This is a genomic window from Microlunatus antarcticus, from assembly GCF_014193425.1.
Taxonomy (GTDB): Bacteria; Actinomycetota; Actinomycetes; order Propionibacteriales; family Propionibacteriaceae; genus Microlunatus; species Microlunatus antarcticus.
The window spans coordinates 851,906-869,705 of sequence record NZ_JACHZG010000001.1 but is presented as its reverse complement, the minus strand read 5'-3'; the positions used below and the strand labels follow the sequence as shown (position 1 = coordinate 869,705).

Below are 17,800 nucleotides of genomic sequence, written 5' to 3'. Positions count from 1 at the left end.
CAGTTCGCGGCCTCGGCAGGGTGCCGGCTTCGGCGGACGTCTCTAGAATGTCGGCGTGAGTCAGCAGACAGCACCCGGGGCCGAGACGATCGTCGACGAGCGGACCGAGACGCGCGAGTTCCGCGTCGAGGACGGCGACCACGAGAAGTTCGCGCACTACGTGCCGAAGGAGAAGCTGACCGAGGCGATGGTCATGGGCACGCCCGTGGTCGCCCTCTGCGGCAAGACCTGGATCCCCAGCCGCGACCCCGAGCGCTTCCCGGTCTGCCCGGAGTGCAAGGAGATCTGGGAGGGCCTCAAGCCGGGCAAGCCCGACAAGGGCTCGGGCGGCTTCAAGGGCGGCAAGGACAAGTAGGGCCGCTCGCCCCCGCTGCGTACGCGGGCTGTCGCGTCTTCGGACCAGAGCCGGGAGACGCAGCCCGCAGGACGCAGCACGTACGCGTCTTCAGACCAGAGCCGGAAGACGCGGCCCACAAGACGCAGCACGTACGCGTCTTCAGACCAGAGTGGGAAGACGCGGCCCACAAGACGCAGCACGTACGCGTCTTCAGACCAGAACCGGAAGACGCAGCCCACAAGACGCAGCACGTACGCGTCTTCAGACCGGAGCGGGAAGACGCGCAAGGCGGGTCGACGACGCGGCACGATGATGCCGCACCGGTCTGAAGACGCCGCACAGCCGGCGCGCAGAACGACGCGCGAGTGAGACCGCTCAGCAGCTCTGGGCGAAGACGGATCGAGCCAGGGCGGCGCTGCGGGCCGGCTCGATCGCGCAGTTGATCTGACCGGTCGCCGGGTCGCCCTCGGCGGTGAAGGTCCAGGTCTGCTCCGGGCCCGCGCACTGCACGACGGCCTGGGTGGTGACCAGGCTGGAGGCGTTGTCGACGGCGTACGTCCCCGGTGAGCTGAAGGGTCGCTTCGTCGGGTCGGTGCCCTCGTCGGGCGCGGCCGGTCGTCCGCTACGGACCGACGCTCGTGCGGCCGAGGCCGGTCACCGTCACCGAGGCGCAGGTGACCTGGACCCCGCTCGACCAGGACCAGGCCACCGGTGCGCCGCACGAGGACTCCGTCGCCGGCACGCCTGCGGGTCATGGGCCGAGCTCCAGGGGTGGGGACCCGGCTACCGTCTAGCCCCATGGTCACCGCCCGGGCTGAGGACACGCCCCCGCTGCGCCGGCTCGTCCTGCTCCGCCACGCCAAGTCGTCGTGGGACGGCGACCTCGCCGACGTGGCCCGACCGCTCTCCCCGCGTGGCCGGCGCGACGCCGCCGCCGCCGGGCACTGGCTGGCCGAGCACGTCGGCCGGCCCGACCTGGTGCTGTGCTCGACGGCGGTCCGCACCCGGCAGACCTGGGACCGCGTGGTCGAGGCCGAGCCCGACGCCCTCGGAACGGTCCCGGTGCGGTTCGAGAGCACGATCTACGAGGCCTGGTCCGACACGCTCCTCGACCTCCTGCACGCGCTGCCCGCCACCGTCACGACCGTCGTGCTCGTGGGTCACGGACCCGGCCTGCCAGACCTGGCCCAGCGCCTCAACCGCGTCTCCGGGGACGGCCCGCTGGGCAAGTACAAGACCAGCGGCATCGCCGTCTTCGCCGTCTTCGGGTCCTGGGACGACCTCGGCCCGGGCAACGCCGCCCTCACCGCGTACGAGGCCCCGCGCGGCTGAGCCGGGCGAGGACAGACGTCAGGCCGGTGCCATGTCGACGGAGACCTTCATCGTCGAGTTCTTCGACTCGGTGAAGATCACGCCGCGCACGGGCGGCACGTCGCCGTAGTCGCGCCCCCAGGCCACCGTCGCGTGGGAGGCGTCGGTCAGCCGGTCGTTGGTCGGGTCGAGATGCAGCCAGCCGGCACCGGGCACCCAGACCCCGACCCAGGCGTGGCTGGCGTCCGCGCCGACGAGGCGCGGCCGGCCGGGCGGCGGGCGGGTGGCGAGGTAGCCGCTGACGTAGCGCCCGGCGAGGCCGAGCGAGCGGAGCCCGGCCACCATCACGTGCGAGAAGTCCTGGCAGACGCCGTGCCGCTTGACCAGCAGGTCCACGACCTTCTCGCCGATGATCGTGGAACGTGGCCGGTAGGCGAAGTCGTCGTGCACGCGGTGCATGAGCTCGGTCGCCGCCTCCCCCAGCGGGCGGCCGGGGGTGAAGGACACCCGCGCGTACGCCTCGACCTCGGCCGGGACGTCGACGTACGGCGACGGGAACGTGAAGTCCGTCGCCTCCCACGCGTCCGGCTCGTCGGTCCGCACGGTGGGTCGCGCATCCTCCCAGGGGACGGCGAGGGCCTCGGGCGGCAGCACCGGCGGGACCACGTCGACGACGCTGACCGCGCGCACCACGAGCTCGGTGTGCGGATTGGTGACGTGGAACGACGACTTGGTGTTGCCGTAGAGGTCGGTGTGGGAGAGCAGCGTGCCCGGGGTGGGCTCGATGCTCAGCTCGCACGACTGCACGTCCTGCCAGGGCAGCGCGCGCGGCGTGAGGTGGAACTGCCCGAAGCTGCCCGTCACGTCGGCGTCGTAGTCGTAGCGCGTGACGTGCTCGATCCGGTAGCGCGTCACGGGGTGCTCCCCTCCTGCTCGCGCGCCCACACGGCCAGCGCCTGCTGACGCTGCAGGGACTGCTGGGTGGGCGGCGGCTCGTGGTAGTGGTCGCGCACGGCCGTGGACAGCTCGCGCAGGGACCCGTGCAGGTCCGCGCAGAACTCCTCCAGCGCGTCGCGCCGCCCCGGCGTGCCCGGCAGGGCGTCGCCCGCCGGCGGCAGGACGGTGCCGAGGGCGACCGGGTCGGCCAGCCGCACGGTCTCGACCAGCCGGTCCAGCAGCCGGAGCGGCCGGGCCGTCGGCGAGGTGTTGGGGATGGCCCGCAGGTCGGCCTGCATGCGCTGCAGCTGGTAGGCCACCGAGCGCGGGTTGGACGCATCGACGACCAGCAGCTCGACCACGGCCGGCACCCCGGAACGTCCCCGGTAGCGCCGGCGGAACGTGACGATCGACTCGCTCGACGTCAGCGCGGCCTCGAGCACCGCCCGGTCGACGTCCGGGCCGTACGAGTCGACGAGCGTCGTGCGCAGCAGGCTGAGCACCTGCAGGGCGCGTTCCAGGCCGCGACCGGTGTCGAGCAGCAGCCAGCCGGGGTCGCGGACCATGTTCTCCCCGGCGATGCCGGAGAGGGCGAGCAGCCCGGACAGGACGCGTTCCCCGGCCTCGTTGAGATGGAGGCCCTGGTCCTGCGGCTGCCGGCCGAGCGCCTGCAGCGCCCGCTCCGCGTCGGCGAGGACCATCCAGACGTCCTCCGACAGCTGGTCGCGCACGCCCTGGGCGTTCACGGTGAGCGCCTGGAGCGACTGCGCCACCGACCCGGGGCGGCGACGGTCGAGCATGAGCGACCGCAGCTCCGGCATGACGGCCGCGCGCCGCTCGACGGGGTCGTCGGGCAGCGCGAGGAAGCCCGGGTAGGTGGTGCTGACGTGGGTCAGCGCCTGCAGCAGCACGTCGAGGGCGTGCCCGGGCCGCACGTCGACGTCGGTCTCGATGCTGACGGTCCGGCTGGCCAGGACCAGGCGCAGCAGGTCCTCCGCCCGCTCCGCGTAGCGACCGAACCAGTAGAGGTCGCTCAGCACGCGCGGCACCATCGCCGCCGTCGCCGCCCCGGGCAGCACGGCGCTGCCCTCCTCCGCCCGGCTGCGGGTGGTGGCGACCCGTGAGGTCGGGCCCGCCTCGCTGCGCACGACCCAGACGTCCTTGGCCACGCCGCCGTCGGGCGACGTCACCAGGGGTCCGCGATCGGCCGCGTCCTCGTCGTTCGTCCGGGCCAGACCGCCGAGCATGGCGGTGTAGGAGCTGCCGCTGCGCACCGCGAACGTGCGCAGCACGACGCTGCGCCGGACCAGCCCGGCCGAGCCGGCGGCCGGGTCGTCGGGGACGGTCGGCGCAGACGAGAGCGGCAGCACCTCCTGGCCCACGAAGTGGTGCGGGGTCGCCTCGATCCGGGCCACCAGCCGCTCGCGCTGCTCCCGGCTCAGGGCGCCGCCGACCACGCTGCGGGCGTGCCCGCGGCTGACCGGGCGCACGACGAGGTCGTCGAGGTGGGCGAGGACGTACGCCCGCCCCTCGTCGTCGCCGCACCACCAGGTGTCGACCGACGGGAGCCGCAGCGGCTCGCCCAGCAGCCGCTCGCACAGCTCGGGCAGGAAGGGCAGCAGCGCCGGGTTCTCCAGGACGCCGGAGCCGATCGTGTTGACCACGCTCACGGTCCCCTGCCGCACGCACTCCAGCAGCCCGGTGACGCCGAGGCGGGAGCCGCCCCGGAGCTCGAGCGCGTCCATCCAGGTCGAGTCGACCCGGCGCAGGATCACGTCGACCTGCTCGAGCCGGCCGAGCACCCGCATCCAGACGCGGCCCTCGCGCACCAGCAGGTCGCTGCCCTCGAGCAGCGGGTAGCCGAGCAGGGAGGCGACGAAGGCCTGGTCGAACGCGGTCTCGGAGTGCGTGCCCGGGCTCAGCACGACGACGCGCGGGTCCTCGACCGTGCTCGGGGCCGACTCGACGAGCGCCACCCGCATCGCCTGGAAGAACGGCGTCAGGCGGTGCAGCCGGGCGGCATGGTAGAGGTCGGGCAGCACCCGGGAGACGACACGCCGGTTCTGCATGGCGAAGCCGGCGCCGGACGGGGCCTGCGTCCGGTCGGCGATGACCTTCCAGGCCCCGCTCGCGTCGCGCCCGAGGTCGGTGCCGGTCATGAAGAGCCGCTGGTCGACCACGCTGTCGGCCCCCACGACGGGCCGCAGATACTCCTCGTGGTCGAGCACGGCCGCGGGCGGCAGCTGGCCGCGGGCCAGCAGCCGGCGCGCGCCGTACAGGTCGGCCAGGACCGCGTCGAGCAGCTCGGCGCGCTGGACGACGCCGGCCTCGAGCGTCGCCCACTCGCGCTCGTGCAGGACGAGCGGCAGCGGGTCGAGCCGCCAGGGCCGGGGCTGCTCGAGCGCCGCCGGGGCGGGCGGGGCGTCGGTCGGCGCGTCGGCGATGGAGCGCGTCGACGCGGGGCTCGGGGTGTAGGTGACGTTGTCGTCCTCGAGCAGCCGCGCGACCTCCCGGCGGGCCGAGGCGAGGTCGTCCGACGCCTCGGCGAGCCCGTCGACGAGGTCGGCCCAGGCCGGGCGCGGGGCGCCGTCGGGGCCGACGAGCTCGTCGAAGCCGGCCCCCGCCTGCTCGGCGTCGGGCTGCCGCGCGGCCTCGAGGTAGCGACCGAGGAGCGTCATGGGGTGCCCACCTCAGCGACCCCAGGACGTGGGCACGCGACGGCGCAGGTCGAGGGTCACCGGGTAGTCGGTGCCGTCGTTCGTGCGGCGAAGCAGCTCGGCCTCGAGCGCGGTGACGTCGATCTCGCCGGCCGTGTGCCCCATCGCCTCGAAGCGCCGGGCCCGGCGGGCCTCCGCCTCGTGCGCGTTGACCGGCGGGGTGTCGTACGAACGACCGCCCGGGTGCACGACGTGGTAGGTCGCCCCGCCCAACGAGACGCGGTTGGCCCGGTCGACGACCTCGACGCGCAGCGGGGCGTCGATCTCCAGCGTCGGGTGCAGCGAGGACCACGGCTTCCAGGCGCGGAAGCGGACGCCGGCCACGTACTCCCCCGGCGTGCCCGTCGGCGTCATGGGCACAGCGACACCGTTGCAGGTCACCAGGTGCAGCTCCGGGGCGAAGCCCGAGACCAGGACCTGGATCCGCTCGGTCGAGGAGTCGACGAAGCGCGCGGTCCCGCCGGAGGTCGCCTCCTCGCCGAGCACGTTCCAGGGCTCGATCGCCTGGCGCAGCTCGAGGTCGACCGAGCCGGCGCGGGCCACGCCCAGCCGCGGGAAGCGGAACTCGGCGTACGGCGCGAACCAGGACTCCTCGATCTCGAAGCCGTGGGCGCGCAGGTCGGCGACCACCTCCCCGAGGTCGGCCATGGCGAAGTGCGGCAGCAGGAACCGCTCGTGAAGGGCGGTGCCCCACCGCACCAGCGGCGCGGAGAACGGCTCCTCGGCGAAGCGGGCCACGAGGGCGCGCACGAGCAGCGCCTGCACCAGGGCCATGTCGGGGTGCGGCGGCATCTCGAAGCCGCGCAGCTCCAGCAGGCCGAGCCGCCCGCGGGCGGAGTCGGGGCTGTAGAGCTTGTCGATGCAGAACTCGGCCCGGTGCGTGTTGCCGGTCAGGTCGGTCAGCAGGTGCCGCAGCGCCCGGTCGGTCATCCAGGGCAGGCCGCGCCGCCGCGCCTCGGGGTGCTCGGGGTCGTCCTCGGCGGGCGGGGTGTACGTCTCGATCTCCGCGAAGGCGATCTCCATCTCGTACAGGCTCTCGGGCCGGCCCTCGTCGAACCGCGGCGCCTGGCTCGTCGGGCCGACGAACCGACCGGAGAAGACGTACGACAGCGACGGGTGACGCTGCCACCAGGTCAGCATGCTGACCAGCAGGTCGGGCCGGAGCAGCATCGGCGAGGTCGCCGGCGTGGCTCCGCCGAGGGTGATGTGGTTGCCGCCGCCGGTGCCCGAGTGGCGCCCGTCGATCGCGAACGTCTCGGTGCCGAGGCGCTGCTCGGCGGCGAGCGCGTACAGGGTGTGGGTCAGCTCGCTGAGGTCCTCCCAGCTGCTGGTGGGGTGCAGGTTGACCTCGATCACGCCCGGGTCGGGGGTGACGAGCAGCTGCGTGACACGCGGGTCCGGCGGCGGGCCGTAGCCCTCGAGCACGACGCGGGCCCCGGTCGCCGCCGCCGCCCGCTCGACCAGGCCGACGATCTCGAGCCAGCGCTCGAGCTGCTCGTCCGGTGGCAGGAAGACGTGCACGTACCCGTCGCGCGCCTGGACGACGATCGCGGTGCGCGTCGGCACCTCGACCGGGTCGACGACGACCGCCTGCGGGCGGCCCACCGAGGCGGAGAGGTCCGGGGGCGGGGAGACGTACGACGGCTCGCCGACGTAGTCCGGGTCGCGCCACGCGACCGAGCTGAGCGGCAGCCGGGCGCCGGCCGGGGAGTCACCAGGGACGAGGACGAGCCGGCCGCGGCGGGTCCGCCAGGCGGGGCTCGCCCAGACGTCGCCGAACCAGGCCGGCACGATCGGCAGGGCCCAGGCGACGGGCTCGGTGGCGGCGTCGAGCGTGGCGACGACCTCCGGGTCGGCCGACTCCGGGTCCAGCTCGGGCCGCGGGCCCTCGGGCCGGCGCACCTCGACGGCGAGCACGGCGAGCGGGTCCTCGTAGCAGCCCAGCGGCTGGTCGGCCGGCAGCCCGAGGTCCGTCGCGATCGCCGACGCCAGCGCGCGCGCCTGCCCGGCCGCGTCCGGGCTCGCCTGCGTCTCGTCGAACGGGTCGACCAGGCGGGCGGGGTCGCTCCAGACCGGGGTGCCGTCCGGGCGCCAGATCAACCCGATCTGCCAGCGCGGCAGCGGCTCGCCCGGGTACCACTTGCCCTGGCTGCGCTGGACCAGGCCACCGGTGGCGTACCGCTCGGCGAGCGCCCCGGCGAGCCGGTTGGCCGCCAGCCGCTTCTCCGGGCCGTCGGCCGCCACGGTCCACTGCGGGCTCACCATGTCGTCGCGCGACACGAAGGTGGGCTCGCCGCCCATGGTCAGCGCCAGCCCGGCGGCGCGCAGCCGCTCGTCCACGGCCGCGCCGGAGCGCTGCAGCGCCTCGACCTGCCCGGGCGCGTACGGCTTGGTGACGCGCGGGTCCTCGTGGATCCGGCGCACGGTGTTGGAGAAGGAGAAGTCGACGTCCGCGGGCCCGGTGGCGCCGGTGATCGGGGCGGACGACGCCGGGGTCGGCGTGGCCGAGAGCGGGATGTGGCCCTCGCCCGCGAACAGCGCCGACGTCGCGTCCAGGCCGATCCAGCCGGCGCCCGGCACGTACACCTCGGCCCAGGCGTGCAGGTCGGTGAAGTCCTCCTTCGGCCCGCCCTGCGCCGGGTCGTCGGAGGAGAGCTGGACGAGGTAGCCGGAGACGAACCGGGCGGCGAGCCCGAAGTGCCGCAGCGCCTCGACCAGCAGCCAGGCCGAGTCCCGGCACGAGCCGATGCCCCGCTCGAGGGTCTGGTCCGGCGTCTGCACGCCGGTCTCCATGCGGACCGAGTAGGCGACCCGGCCGGTCACGAGCCCGTTGAGCGCGCCCAGGAAGTCGACGGTGCGCTGCGGGGTGGACAGGTCGAGCGGGAGCCCGTCGAGCCAGCCGGTGAACAGCGGTCCGGGGGCGTCGTCCGGCTTGGCCAGGTAGGGCCCGAGGTCCGCGGCGAGCTCGGCGTCGTAGGTGAAGGGGAAGGTCTCGGCGTACTCCTCGACGAAGAAGTCGAACGGGTTGATCACCCCGAGGTCGACGACCAGGCCGACGGTGATCTCCAGCTCGCGCGCCAGCGTGGGGAAGACGAGCCGGCCCACCCAGTTGCCGAACGGGTCCTGCTGCCAGTTGAGGAAGTGGTCGGCCGGGGTGACCGTCAGCGAGTACGCCTCGACCGGCGTCCGGGTGTGCGGCGCAGGCCGCAGCCGGACCGCGTGCGGGTACAGCTGGGTCGGCGCACCGAACCGGTACGTGGTGCGGTGCTCGAGCGCGACCTTGATGCTCATCGGCCTCTCTCCTCTTCCCCTGGATCCTCCGCCGACGACCGCGCACCCGTGCGAGACCCCGGTGCACGACCCTAGCGGGGCCGGCGACGCCGGACACCTCCCCGCGGCGGAGGTGAACGACGCGCGAACATCCGTACGACGGACCGTTACACGCAGGTCCTTGCCAAGCGGGAACCCAGCCGACAGTGTGCTCGTTGAGGCACCCCTGTCTTCCCCCACACCGACCGCACGGTCACGACCCCCCTCGAGGACGATATGAGCCAGGACACCAAGGCGACCGACGCCACCGAGCCTGCGGAGACCGAGCACACGGGCCTCGACGCGGAGCAGGCCGGCTACCAGCAGACGCTCAGCAGCCGCCACGTCCAGATGATCGCCATCGGCGGCGCGATCGGCACCGGGCTGTTCCTCGGCTCGGCCTCGCGGCTGCACAGCACAGGCCCCGCCCTGATCATCAGCTACGCCGTCGTCGGCGTCATCGCCTACTTCCTGATGCGGGCCCTCGGCGAGCTGGTGCTGCACCGCGCCACGTCGGGCGCCTTCGTCTCGTACATGCGCGAGTTCTTCGGCGAGAAGTGGGCCTTCGTCACGGGCTGGGTCTACTGGCTCAACTGGGCGCTGACCGGCATCGCCGAGCTGTCCGCGGTGGGCCTCTACATGCAGTACTGGTTCCCGACGCTGCCCACCTGGATCACGGTCCTCGTGGCTCTCGTGGTGGTGCTCTCGATCAACCTGCTGTCGGCGCGCGCGTTCGGCGAGTTCGAGTTCTGGGCGGCCATCCTCAAGGTCGGCGCGATCGTGGTCTTCCTGCTCGTGGGCCTGGTCGTCGTCATCGGCGGGTTCGACATCGGCGGCCACAAGGCCGGCTTCCAGAACCTGTGGAGCAACCCGGGCGGCTTCTGGCCCTCCAGCGGTGACTACAACTGGTACGGCCCGATCCTCGTCATGTCCGGCGTCGTCTTCGCCTACGCCGCGATCGAGATGGTCGGCGTCGCCGCCGGCGAGATGGCCAACGCCAAGAAGGAGGTGCCGAAGGCCGTCAACGCGGTCATCTTCCGCATCGCCGTCTTCTACATCGGCTCGATCCTGCTGCTCGTCTGCATGCTGCCGACGCAGGACTACACCGCGGGCACCAGCCCCTTCGTCACCGTCTTCGAGCGGCTCGGCCTGAGCTGGATGGGCGCGCTCATCCAGGCCGTCCTCATCGTCGCGGCCATGTCGAGCCTCAACTCGGGCCTCTACTCCACCGGCCGCGTGCTGCGCAGCCTCGGCATGAGCGACCAGGCGCCGAAGTTCACGCTGAAGATGAGCAAGTCGGGCGTCCCGTACGCCGGCATCCTCATGACCTCGATCGTCTTCGTCCTCGGCTCGGTGCTGAACGCGCTCACCCCGGACGCCTTCGAGATCGCGGTCGAGGCGACGTCGATCATGATCCTCTGGACGTGGGGCACGATCTTCGCCTGCCAGATCCGGCTGCGGCAGCTGAGCGACCGCGGCGTCGTCCCGGCCAGCCCGTTCCAGGCCCCGGGATCGCCCTACACGAGCTACGTCGGGCTGGTCTTCCTGGCCCTCGTGCTGATCGGCCTGGCGGTCTCGGGCTGGCAGAGCTCGCCGGAGTTCCTGCACAAGACGAGCTTCCTCGTCGTCGTGTTCGGGATCCCGCTCCTGATCCTCGCCCTCACCATCGGGTGGCGCGTGGTCAAGCCCAAGGTCGTGGAGAACACGAACGACCGGCTCAAGGCGGTCTGGTCGCTCAACGGCCCGACCTACGGCTCCGACGTCAGCCCCGACGACCTGGACAAGGACAAGCAGGACTCCACCCAGCTCCCCGGCTGAGTCGGACCGGCAGCAACCCACCTGAAGCAACCCACCTGAGCAGCACCCTGAGCAAAGGAGCATCACGGTGAACGCACAGCGGACCCGCCGGGCCGGACGGATCGCGCTCGCGACCGTCGGCTCGGCCCTCCTGGTCACGACCCTCGCCGCCTGCGGGGGGACCGCCGAGCCGAACGCGTCGCCCTCGCTGGTGCCCGGCGCCTCGAGCGGCGGGAAGCTCACCATCGGCATCCCCGTCGACGAGCCCGGGATCGGGATGAAGGACGGTGACACCTACACCGGCTTCGACGTCGAGACCGCGACCTACGTGGCCAAGGCCCTCGGCGTGCCGGCGGAGAACATCACGTTCGTCGAGGCGGAGGGCGACACGCGTCAGCAGCTGCTGACCTCCGGCGGTGCCGACCTGATCGTGTCGACCTTCTCCATCACCGACGAGCGCAAGCAGGTCGTCGACTTCGCCGGGCCGTACTTCGACGCCGAGCAGGACCTCCTGGTCCGGCGCAACGAGGAGGACATCACCGGCCCGGGGACGCTCAACGGCCGGAACCTGTGCACGGTGGCCGGCACGACCTCGGCCGACAACATCCTGAAGGACCACCGCGGCAAGGTCACGCTACTGGAGAAGCCGCGCTACTCCGAGTGCGTGGCTGCCCTGGCCGCCAGCGAGGTCGACGCCGTCACGACCGACGACGTGATCCTCGCCGGCTTCGCGGCCGAGCCCCAGTACAAGGGCAAGCTGCGCCTCGTGGGCCGGGGCTTCTCGAAGGAGAGCTACGGCATCGGGGTCAAGAAGGGCGACACCGAGATGGTCACCAAGGTGAACGCCGCCCTCAAGGAGTACGTCGCGGACGGCTCCTGGAAGGCCGCGTTGAAGAAGACGGTGGGCCCGTCCGGCTACGACCTGCCGAGCCCGCCCGAGATCGACTGACCCTCACCCTGCTCCGCCACGCGGGCGCGCTCCTCGACCTCCGGTCGGGGGACGCGCCCGCGTGGTCGTTGTTCCTGAGTCGAACCTGAGTTCTACTGGACGCGCGGGTGGCCCGGGGGGGCTGGGCCCGCGTCCTTCCTCGCGGACCCCGGTCCGCCCGAGAGAACTCAGGTCCCGCTCATGCTCAGACGCCTGCTCGTCACCCTTCCCGCCCTCGCTCTCGTGGGGGTCTCCGTCCTGTCCGCCGCACCGGCGGAGGCCGCACCGAAGCTCCCGGCCGGCTTCTCCCTGGTCGGCTACGACAGCGGGCAGGACGACTACGAGCTCACCAACTTCTCCTGGCTCCCCGACGGCAGCCTGCTGACCATCGGCAAGGAGGGCACGATCACCTTCGTGCCCGACGGCGGCAAGGCGCGCAAGATCGGCAAGGTCCCCGGCGTACGGGCGGTGGACGACCACGGTCTGCTGGGCCTCGCGCTCGCCCGTGACTACGCCTCGACCGGTCACGTCTACCTCAGCTACGACAAGGGCAAGGTCGGCGGCACCGGGCACGCCATGCTCGAGGAGTGGCAGGCGCTGCCCGCGGGCTCGCCGACGACCTTCACGAAGTCGAAGACCGTGGTCGACGGCGACGACACCTCGCCCAAGATCACCGAGACCGGCACGACCCACGGCCCGGACAGCGTGGTCACGGCGCCGGACGGCTCCCTCTACTGGAGCATCGGCGACAACGCGGGCAACAACGGGGACCCGAAGGCGCTGCGCGCCCAGGACCTCGACGACGCGCACGGCAAGATCCTGCGCGTCACGCCGGACGGCCGGGGCGTGAGCACGAACCCCTTCTACGACGCCGACAAGCCGTCGTCGATCCGGAGCATGGTGTACGCCTACGGCTTCCGCAACCCGTTCCGCTTCAGCATCGACGCCCGCTCCGGGCTGCTCAACGTCGGCGACGTCGGCTGGCGCAACGTGGAGGAGGTCAGCATGATCGGCTCCGGCGCGAACGCCGGCTGGCCCTGCATGGAGGGCGCCCGGCGGACCAGCTTCGGCACGTACGCGACCTGCAAGGCCCTGTACAAGAAGAACAAGGACGTCCGCCCGATCTGGACCTACACGCACTCCGGGCGCGGTGCCTCCATCACCGGCGGCGCGCTCTACACGGGCTCGGCCTACCCCGCGAAGTACAAGAACTCCTACTTCCTGGGCGACTACACCCGCAACCAGGTCTGGACCATGGCCGTCGACGCGAACGGGAAGATGACCCGCAAGCCCGAGGGCGGCGGCTTCATCAAGGGCGCCGGCGGACCGGTCGCGTTCCACGCGGGCCCGAACGGCGACATGACCTACGCCGACATCCTGTCGGGCAAGATCCAGCGGATCGTCTACGGCAGCGGCAACCGCAAGCCCACCGCCGACATCACCTTCAGCACCGACGCCGACCGCCGTACGGTCTCCTTCTCCGCCGCCGCCTCGTACGACCCGGACGGCGACAAGCTGACCTACGCCTGGAAGTTCGGCGACGGGTCCACGGGGACCGGCGAGACGCCGAAGCACACCTACACCGGCACCGCGGCCCAGAAGGTCAGCGTGACCGCGACCGACTCGATCGGGGCGAGCGACTCCGCCGAGGTGACCGTCTACCCCGCGAACCACTCCCCCGCCCTGTCGGTCACGACGCCCGCCGCGACGAAGCTCTTCAAGGTCGGTGAGCCGGTGAAGCTGTCGGCGACCGCGACCGACGTGGAGGACGGCAAGCTCGACGTCACCTACGAGACGATCCTGCTGCACTGCCCGTTCCCGAACAGCTGCCACCTGCACCCCGACGGCCGCACCACCGGGGGCTCGTACAGCAAGGACTTCACCGACCACGGCTCGGACACGTCGATGCAGATCACCGTCTCGGCGACCGACGAGCGCGGCGCCAAGGTCTCGAAGGTCTACCTCGCCCGGCCCAACCTCCGCACGGTCACCGTGAAGAGCAAGGTCCCGGTCAACATCGACGGCGTCACGACCTTCTCCTCGCGCGAGGTCGAGGCCCAGGAGGTGCAGCTCGACGCCCCCGAGACGTCCGGCTACCAGCACTTCGTCAGCTGGAGCGACGGCGGCAAGGCCAACCACACGTTCGTCATGCCGGACCGCGACGTGGCCCTGACGGCCACGTACAAGACGTTCATCGAGGAGAAGTACGCCGCGCTGGGCGGGGCGAAGTCGTTCCTGGGCAAGACGAAGGGCGCCGAGTACAGCAGCACCGGCGGGCGGAGCCGCACCTACCAGGGCGGTCGCCTCATCTGGAGCGAGGACACCGGCGCGCACGAGGTGCACGGCCTGATCCTCAAGAAGTTCCTGGGCTCCGGCGGCATCGCCAAGCTCGGCTTCCCGACCGCCGACGAGGTCGACGTCAAGGGCGGCCAGGCGTCGGTGTTCGAGGACGCCCGGATCTACCACATCACCAAGGGCAAGACCTCGGTCAGCCGCGGGGCCATCCTGACGAAGTACCTCGACGCGGGCGGCCCGAACGCGTACGGCCTGCCGGCGACCGACGTGAAGAAGGTCAAGGGCGGCGAGTACGAGGGCTTCACCGACGGCCGGTCGATCTACTGGTCGAAGGCCCACGGCGCCCACTTGGTCTACGGGCTCGTCCGTCAGGAGTACAAGCGGGCGGGCTACGAGAAGTCGTGCCTCGGCCTGCCGATCAAGGACGAGTACGCCGTGGACGGCGGTCGGCGCGCCGACTTCGTGGGCGGCTACATCCTCTACGACCGCGAGTCCGGCAAGACCAGCACGCACTGCTGATCCCCCGCCACGCCCCCCGTGCTGAGAGCATGGGGGGCGTGGACGCGGTGGCGCTGAAGGACTTCCTGGCGGGGCACCCGCCCTTCGACTCGCTCGACCGGTACGCGCTGACGACGCTGGCCGAGGCGGCGCAGCTGCAGGACGTCCGGGCGGGCGAGGTGGTCGTCGATGCCTTCGCGGAGCCCACCGTCGAGGTGTTCGTCGTGGTGGCCGGCCGGGTCGGGCTCTGGAACGAGGCCGACCAGCTGGCCGGCCCGGCGCAGGAGCGGCTCGAGCCCGGCGGGCTCTTCGGCTTCTCCGCGATGCTCACGGGCCAGCCCGTCGGGCCGCGCGCGGTGGCGCTGCGCCCCACGACCGTGGCCCGTCTCCCGGAGGCGGCCGTGCTGCCCGCGTTCACGTCACGCGGTGGGACGCGGTTCCTGGCCAGCGAGGTGTCGACGGCGCTGCACCGGCGGGCGGCGCCGACGTACTCCACGGTCTCCGACCTGCTGCGCACCCCTCCCCTCGTCGTGGCCGGCAGCGAGCCGGTGCGCCGGGTCGTGGAGGCCATGTCCGAGCGGGACGTCGGCTACTGCGTCGTGACGATGGCCGACGGACGGCCCGGCCTGCTGACCGACCGGCTGCTGCGCGAGGCCGTCCTCGTCCCCGGACGTCCCATGGACACCCCCGTAGGCGAGGTCGCCGACCCCGACCCGGTGCTCGTCGCCCCGGACGACTCGGTCACCGAGGCGGTGGTCGCGATGCTGGACCGCGAGGCCGAGTACCTCCTGGTCGCCGACCGGAGCGGGACGGTCCGCGGGGCCGTGTGCCCGCTCGACGTCGTGGTCGCGACCGGGACCGCCGGCACGGGGCTGCAGGAGCAGCTGCGCCGGGCACCCGACGCCGACACCCTGGCCGCCACGGGCCGCCGGCTCCCCGCGCTCTTGGCCGAGCTGCTCAAGGGCGGGCTCGGCTCCGCCCGCGTCCTGGCCGTCTACTCGGCCCTGGTCGACGCCTGCCTGCGTCGTGCCATCGAGCTGGTGCTCGACGCGCACCCGGATCTGCCGCGGCAGGGCTTCACCTGGCTGTCGATCGGCAGCAACGGCCGCCGCGAGGCCGTCCCGAGCTCCGACGTCGACTCGGCCGTGTCCTTCGACGACGGCCTGCCACCGGCCACGGTGAAGGAGTTCCGCCGGGCGTTCGCCGAGGTGCACGACCTCCTCGCCCGGGCGGGGCTGGGCCACGACCGGCACGGGGCGGCCGCGTACCGACCCGACTTCTCGCGGACCAAGAGCGAGTGGCGCAAGGCGGCGCAGGGCTGGCTGGACAACCCGATCGTCAACCAGGGCGCGATGATGACGTCGCTGCTCGTCGACGCCCGGCCCGTCTGGGGTGACACCGGCCTGCCGGCCGTGGCGCGGGTCTTCAACGACCTGCGCGCCCACCCGCTGACCATGCAGCTGCTGCTCAAGGAGACCCTCGCCTACCGCGCTCGCATGCGGTCGGTCCGCGACCTCCTGGCCCGTCGGCCGGAGACGTTCGACATCAAGGCGCACGCGCTGCTGCCGATCACCAACATCGCCCGCTGGGGCGCCCTCAGCGCCGGGGTCGCCGCGCTGCCAACGCCCGAGCGGCTGCGCGAGTCCGGCACGAGCGAGATGCTGCCCGCCGCGCAGGCACGGACCCTGGCCGAGGTGTTCGAGGTGCTGCAGGGCTTGCGCCTGGAGGCGCAGCTCGACCAGATCGCGCGCGGCGAGCGACCCTCCGACGTGCTGCGCCTGGAGCACCTGTCCCCGCTCGACCGCAGCGTGATCGCCTCGGCCGTCCGCGAGATCGCCGGCGTCCAGCGGCGGATGGACAACCTCACCGCCTGGCTCCCCACCGACGAGTGGGCCGTCTCCTAGCCCGCGCTCGTACGCGGGGCGTTCGCTCGCTCTTGGTGCGTTCGCTCGTGCTGCAACCCGCGCGAAGCTCACGAAGGCGAGCGAACGTGGGGCGAGGGTCGGGTGGGAGACCGGCCAGACGGGTCGACCGTACGAGCGCCGCAGCGGTCCAGCCCTGCACGGGAAACTGGCACTGACCACGGCAGATCTGCCGTGGTCAGCGCCGGACTTTCACGTGAACGTGAAAAACCTCGGACTCGTGGGGAGGATGGGGACGAACGTCCCGGGCCTCATCATGCGGGGCGCTCGAACCGAGTGCGAGCCCCGGGCGTACGGGTCAGTAGCGGTAGTCGTCCGTCTTGTACGGGCCCTCGGGCTGGACGCCGAGGTAGGAGGCCTGGTTCGGGGTCAGCTCGGTGAGCTCGACGCCGAGGGCCGGGAGGTGCAGGCGGGCGACGAGCTCGTCGAGGTGCTTGGGCAGCGTGTAGACGCCGAGGGGGTACTCCTCGGGCTTGGTGAAGATCTCGACCTGCGCGAGCACCTGGTTGGTGAACGAGTTGCTCATCACGAAGCTCGGGTGGCCGGTGGCGTTGCCGAGGTTCATCAGGCGGCCCTCGCTCAGCAGGATCACCGAACGCTCGTCGTCGGTCCCGGCGTCGAAGACCCACTGGTCGACCTGCGGCTTGATGTTGACCTTCGTCGCGTCGACGCGGCGGGCCAGGCCGGCCACGTCGATCTCGTTGTCGAAGTGCCCGATGTTCGACACGACGGCCTGCGGCTTCATCCGGCTCATCTGGTCGGCGGTGATGACGTCCTTGCAGCCGGTCGCGGTGACGTAGATGTCACCCTCGGCGAGCGCGTTCTCCAGCGTCGTCACCTGGAACCCGTCCATCGCGGCCTGCAACGCGCAGATCGGGTCGACCTCGGTGACGATCACCCGGGCGCCCTGGCCGCGCAACGCCTCCGCGCAGCCCTTGCCCACGTCGCCGTAGCCGCAGACCACAGCGACCTTGCCACCGATGAGGACGTCGGTCGCGCGGTTCAGCCCGTCGATGAGCGAGTGCCGGGTGCCGTACTTGTTGTCGAACTTGCTCTTGGTGACCGAGTCGTTGACGTTGATCGCCGGGAAGAGCAGCTTGTGCTCGCGGAGCATCTCGTACAGGCGGTGGACGCCGGTGGTCGTCTCCTCGGTCACGCCGCGGATCGAGCTGGAGATGGCGATCCAGTCGACGCCCTGCTCGATCGTCTTGGCGATGAGGGCGTAGAGGACGTGGAGCTCCTCCGGGTCGTCCTCGGTCGCCTCCGGCAGGACGCCCGTCTTCTGCGCCTCGACGGCCAGGTGCACGAGCATCGTGGCGTCGCCGCCGTCGTCGAGGATCATGTTCGGCAGCTCGCCGTCGGGCCAGCCGAGCACCTCCCGGGTGCAGTCCCAGTACTCCGTGAGCGTCTCGCCCTTCCAGGCGAACACCGGCACGCCGCCCGGGGCCTCCGGGGTGCCGTCGCCGACGACGAGGGCCGCCGCGGCCGCGTCCTGCGTCGAGAAGATGTTGCAGCTCGCCCAGCGCACGTCGGCGCCGAGGGCGACCAGGGTCTCGACGAGCACGGCGGTCTGCACGGTCATGTGGATCGACCCGGCGATCCGGGCCCCGGCGAGCGGCTGCTGCTCGGCGAAGCGCGTGCGCATCTCCATCAGGCCCGGCATCTCGTGCTCGGCGAGGGAGATCTCCTTGCGACCCAGCTCGGCGAGCGAGAGGTCGGCGACGCGGTAGTCCATGGGCGCCAGCCTAGT

11 protein-coding genes are annotated in these 17,800 nt (G+C 72.2%); 6 read left to right on the top strand and 5 right to left on the bottom strand.

Going from position 1 to position 17,800, the window contains the following annotated elements; genetic code table 11:
* Positions 1–55: 55 nt before the first annotated feature.
* Positions 56–355 carry a DUF3039 domain-containing protein gene (locus FHX39_RS03990; RefSeq protein WP_183336897.1) on the top strand — a complete coding sequence of 100 codons (300 nt, stop codon included), beginning with the start codon at positions 56–58 and terminating at the stop codon, positions 353–355.
* 357 nt (positions 356–712) lie between these two features.
* On the opposite strand, the gene FHX39_RS21655 is transcribed toward FHX39_RS03990, so the two are convergent.
* Positions 713–847 (bottom strand): hypothetical protein, encoded by a 135-nt coding sequence (locus FHX39_RS21655; protein ID WP_269778507.1) that lies wholly within the window; start codon positions 845–847, stop codon positions 713–715.
* Positions 848–1,135: 288 nt separating this feature from the next.
* Between FHX39_RS21655 and FHX39_RS03985 the strand changes: the two genes are divergently transcribed.
* Complete coding sequence (locus FHX39_RS03985) at positions 1,136–1,669, top strand: SixA phosphatase family protein (RefSeq protein WP_183336896.1); 534 nt, start codon at positions 1,136–1,138, stop codon at positions 1,667–1,669.
* An 18-nt stretch (positions 1,670–1,687) separates the two neighbouring features.
* On the opposite strand, the gene FHX39_RS21985 is transcribed toward FHX39_RS03985, so the two are convergent.
* Genes FHX39_RS21985 through FHX39_RS03970 form a run of 3 tightly spaced genes read right to left on the bottom strand, consistent with a single transcriptional unit; the run spans position 1,688 to position 8,592 of the window.
* Positions 1,688–2,563 carry a transglutaminase family protein gene (locus FHX39_RS21985; RefSeq protein WP_183336895.1) on the bottom strand — a complete coding sequence of 292 codons (876 nt, stop codon included), beginning with the start codon at positions 2,561–2,563 and terminating at the stop codon, positions 1,688–1,690.
* Positions 2,560–5,262: a circularly permuted type 2 ATP-grasp protein gene (locus FHX39_RS03975; RefSeq protein WP_183336894.1), complete on the bottom strand. Its 2,703-nt coding sequence runs from the start codon at positions 5,260–5,262 to the stop codon at positions 2,560–2,562. Before FHX39_RS03975 ends, FHX39_RS21985 begins: the two co-directional genes overlap by 4 nt.
* Positions 5,263–5,274: 12 nt before the next feature.
* Positions 5,275–8,592: a transglutaminase family protein gene (locus FHX39_RS03970; protein WP_183336893.1), complete on the bottom strand. Its 3,318-nt coding sequence runs from the start codon at positions 8,590–8,592 to the stop codon at positions 5,275–5,277.
* Positions 8,593–8,847: 255 nt separating this feature from the next.
* On the opposite strand from FHX39_RS03970, the gene FHX39_RS03965 reads away from it, so the two are divergent.
* The 4 genes from FHX39_RS03965 (at position 8,848) to FHX39_RS03950 (ending at position 16,032) form a co-directional block, all read left to right on the top strand.
* The gene (locus tag FHX39_RS03965; protein WP_198423253.1) at positions 8,848–10,428 is read left to right on the top strand and encodes an amino acid permease; all 1,581 of its coding nucleotides are present in this window, start codon (positions 8,848–8,850) and stop codon (positions 10,426–10,428) included.
* A gap of 67 nt (positions 10,429–10,495) precedes the next feature.
* Positions 10,496–11,356: a glutamate ABC transporter substrate-binding protein gene (locus FHX39_RS03960; RefSeq protein WP_332836655.1), complete on the top strand. Its 861-nt coding sequence runs from the start codon at positions 10,496–10,498 to the stop codon at positions 11,354–11,356.
* A 180-nt stretch (positions 11,357–11,536) separates the two neighbouring features.
* Positions 11,537–14,149: a PQQ-dependent sugar dehydrogenase gene (locus FHX39_RS03955; RefSeq protein ID WP_183336892.1), complete on the top strand. Its 2,613-nt coding sequence runs from the start codon at positions 11,537–11,539 to the stop codon at positions 14,147–14,149.
* 38 nt (positions 14,150–14,187) lie between these two features.
* Positions 14,188–16,032 carry a putative nucleotidyltransferase substrate binding domain-containing protein gene (locus FHX39_RS03950; protein ID WP_183336891.1) on the top strand — a complete coding sequence of 615 codons (1,845 nt, stop codon included), beginning with the start codon at positions 14,188–14,190 and terminating at the stop codon, positions 16,030–16,032.
* Positions 16,033–16,348: 316 nt separating this feature from the next.
* Here FHX39_RS03950 and ahcY read toward each other — a convergent pair whose 3' ends face one another.
* Positions 16,349–17,785, bottom strand: a complete 1,437-nt coding sequence (gene ahcY, locus FHX39_RS03945) for an adenosylhomocysteinase (RefSeq protein WP_183336890.1) — start codon at positions 17,783–17,785, stop codon at positions 16,349–16,351.
* Between the last annotated feature and the right edge of the window lie 15 nt (positions 17,786–17,800).

Coding starts and splice junctions, on each gene's coding strand:
- FHX39_RS03985 (WP_183336896.1), top strand. CDS start 1,136: ATGGTCACCGCCCGGGCTGAGGACACGCCCCCGCTGCGCCGGCTCGTC.
- FHX39_RS03975 (WP_183336894.1), bottom strand. CDS start 5,262: ATGACGCTCCTCGGTCGCTACCTCGAGGCCGCGCGGCAGCCCGACGCC.
- FHX39_RS03970 (WP_183336893.1), bottom strand. CDS start 8,592: ATGAGCATCAAGGTCGCGCTCGAGCACCGCACCACGTACCGGTTCGGT.
- FHX39_RS03965 (WP_198423253.1), top strand. CDS start 8,848: ATGAGCCAGGACACCAAGGCGACCGACGCCACCGAGCCTGCGGAGACC.
- FHX39_RS03955 (WP_183336892.1), top strand. CDS start 11,537: ATGCTCAGACGCCTGCTCGTCACCCTTCCCGCCCTCGCTCTCGTGGGG.
- ahcY (WP_183336890.1), bottom strand. CDS start 17,785: ATGGACTACCGCGTCGCCGACCTCTCGCTCGCCGAGCTGGGTCGCAAG.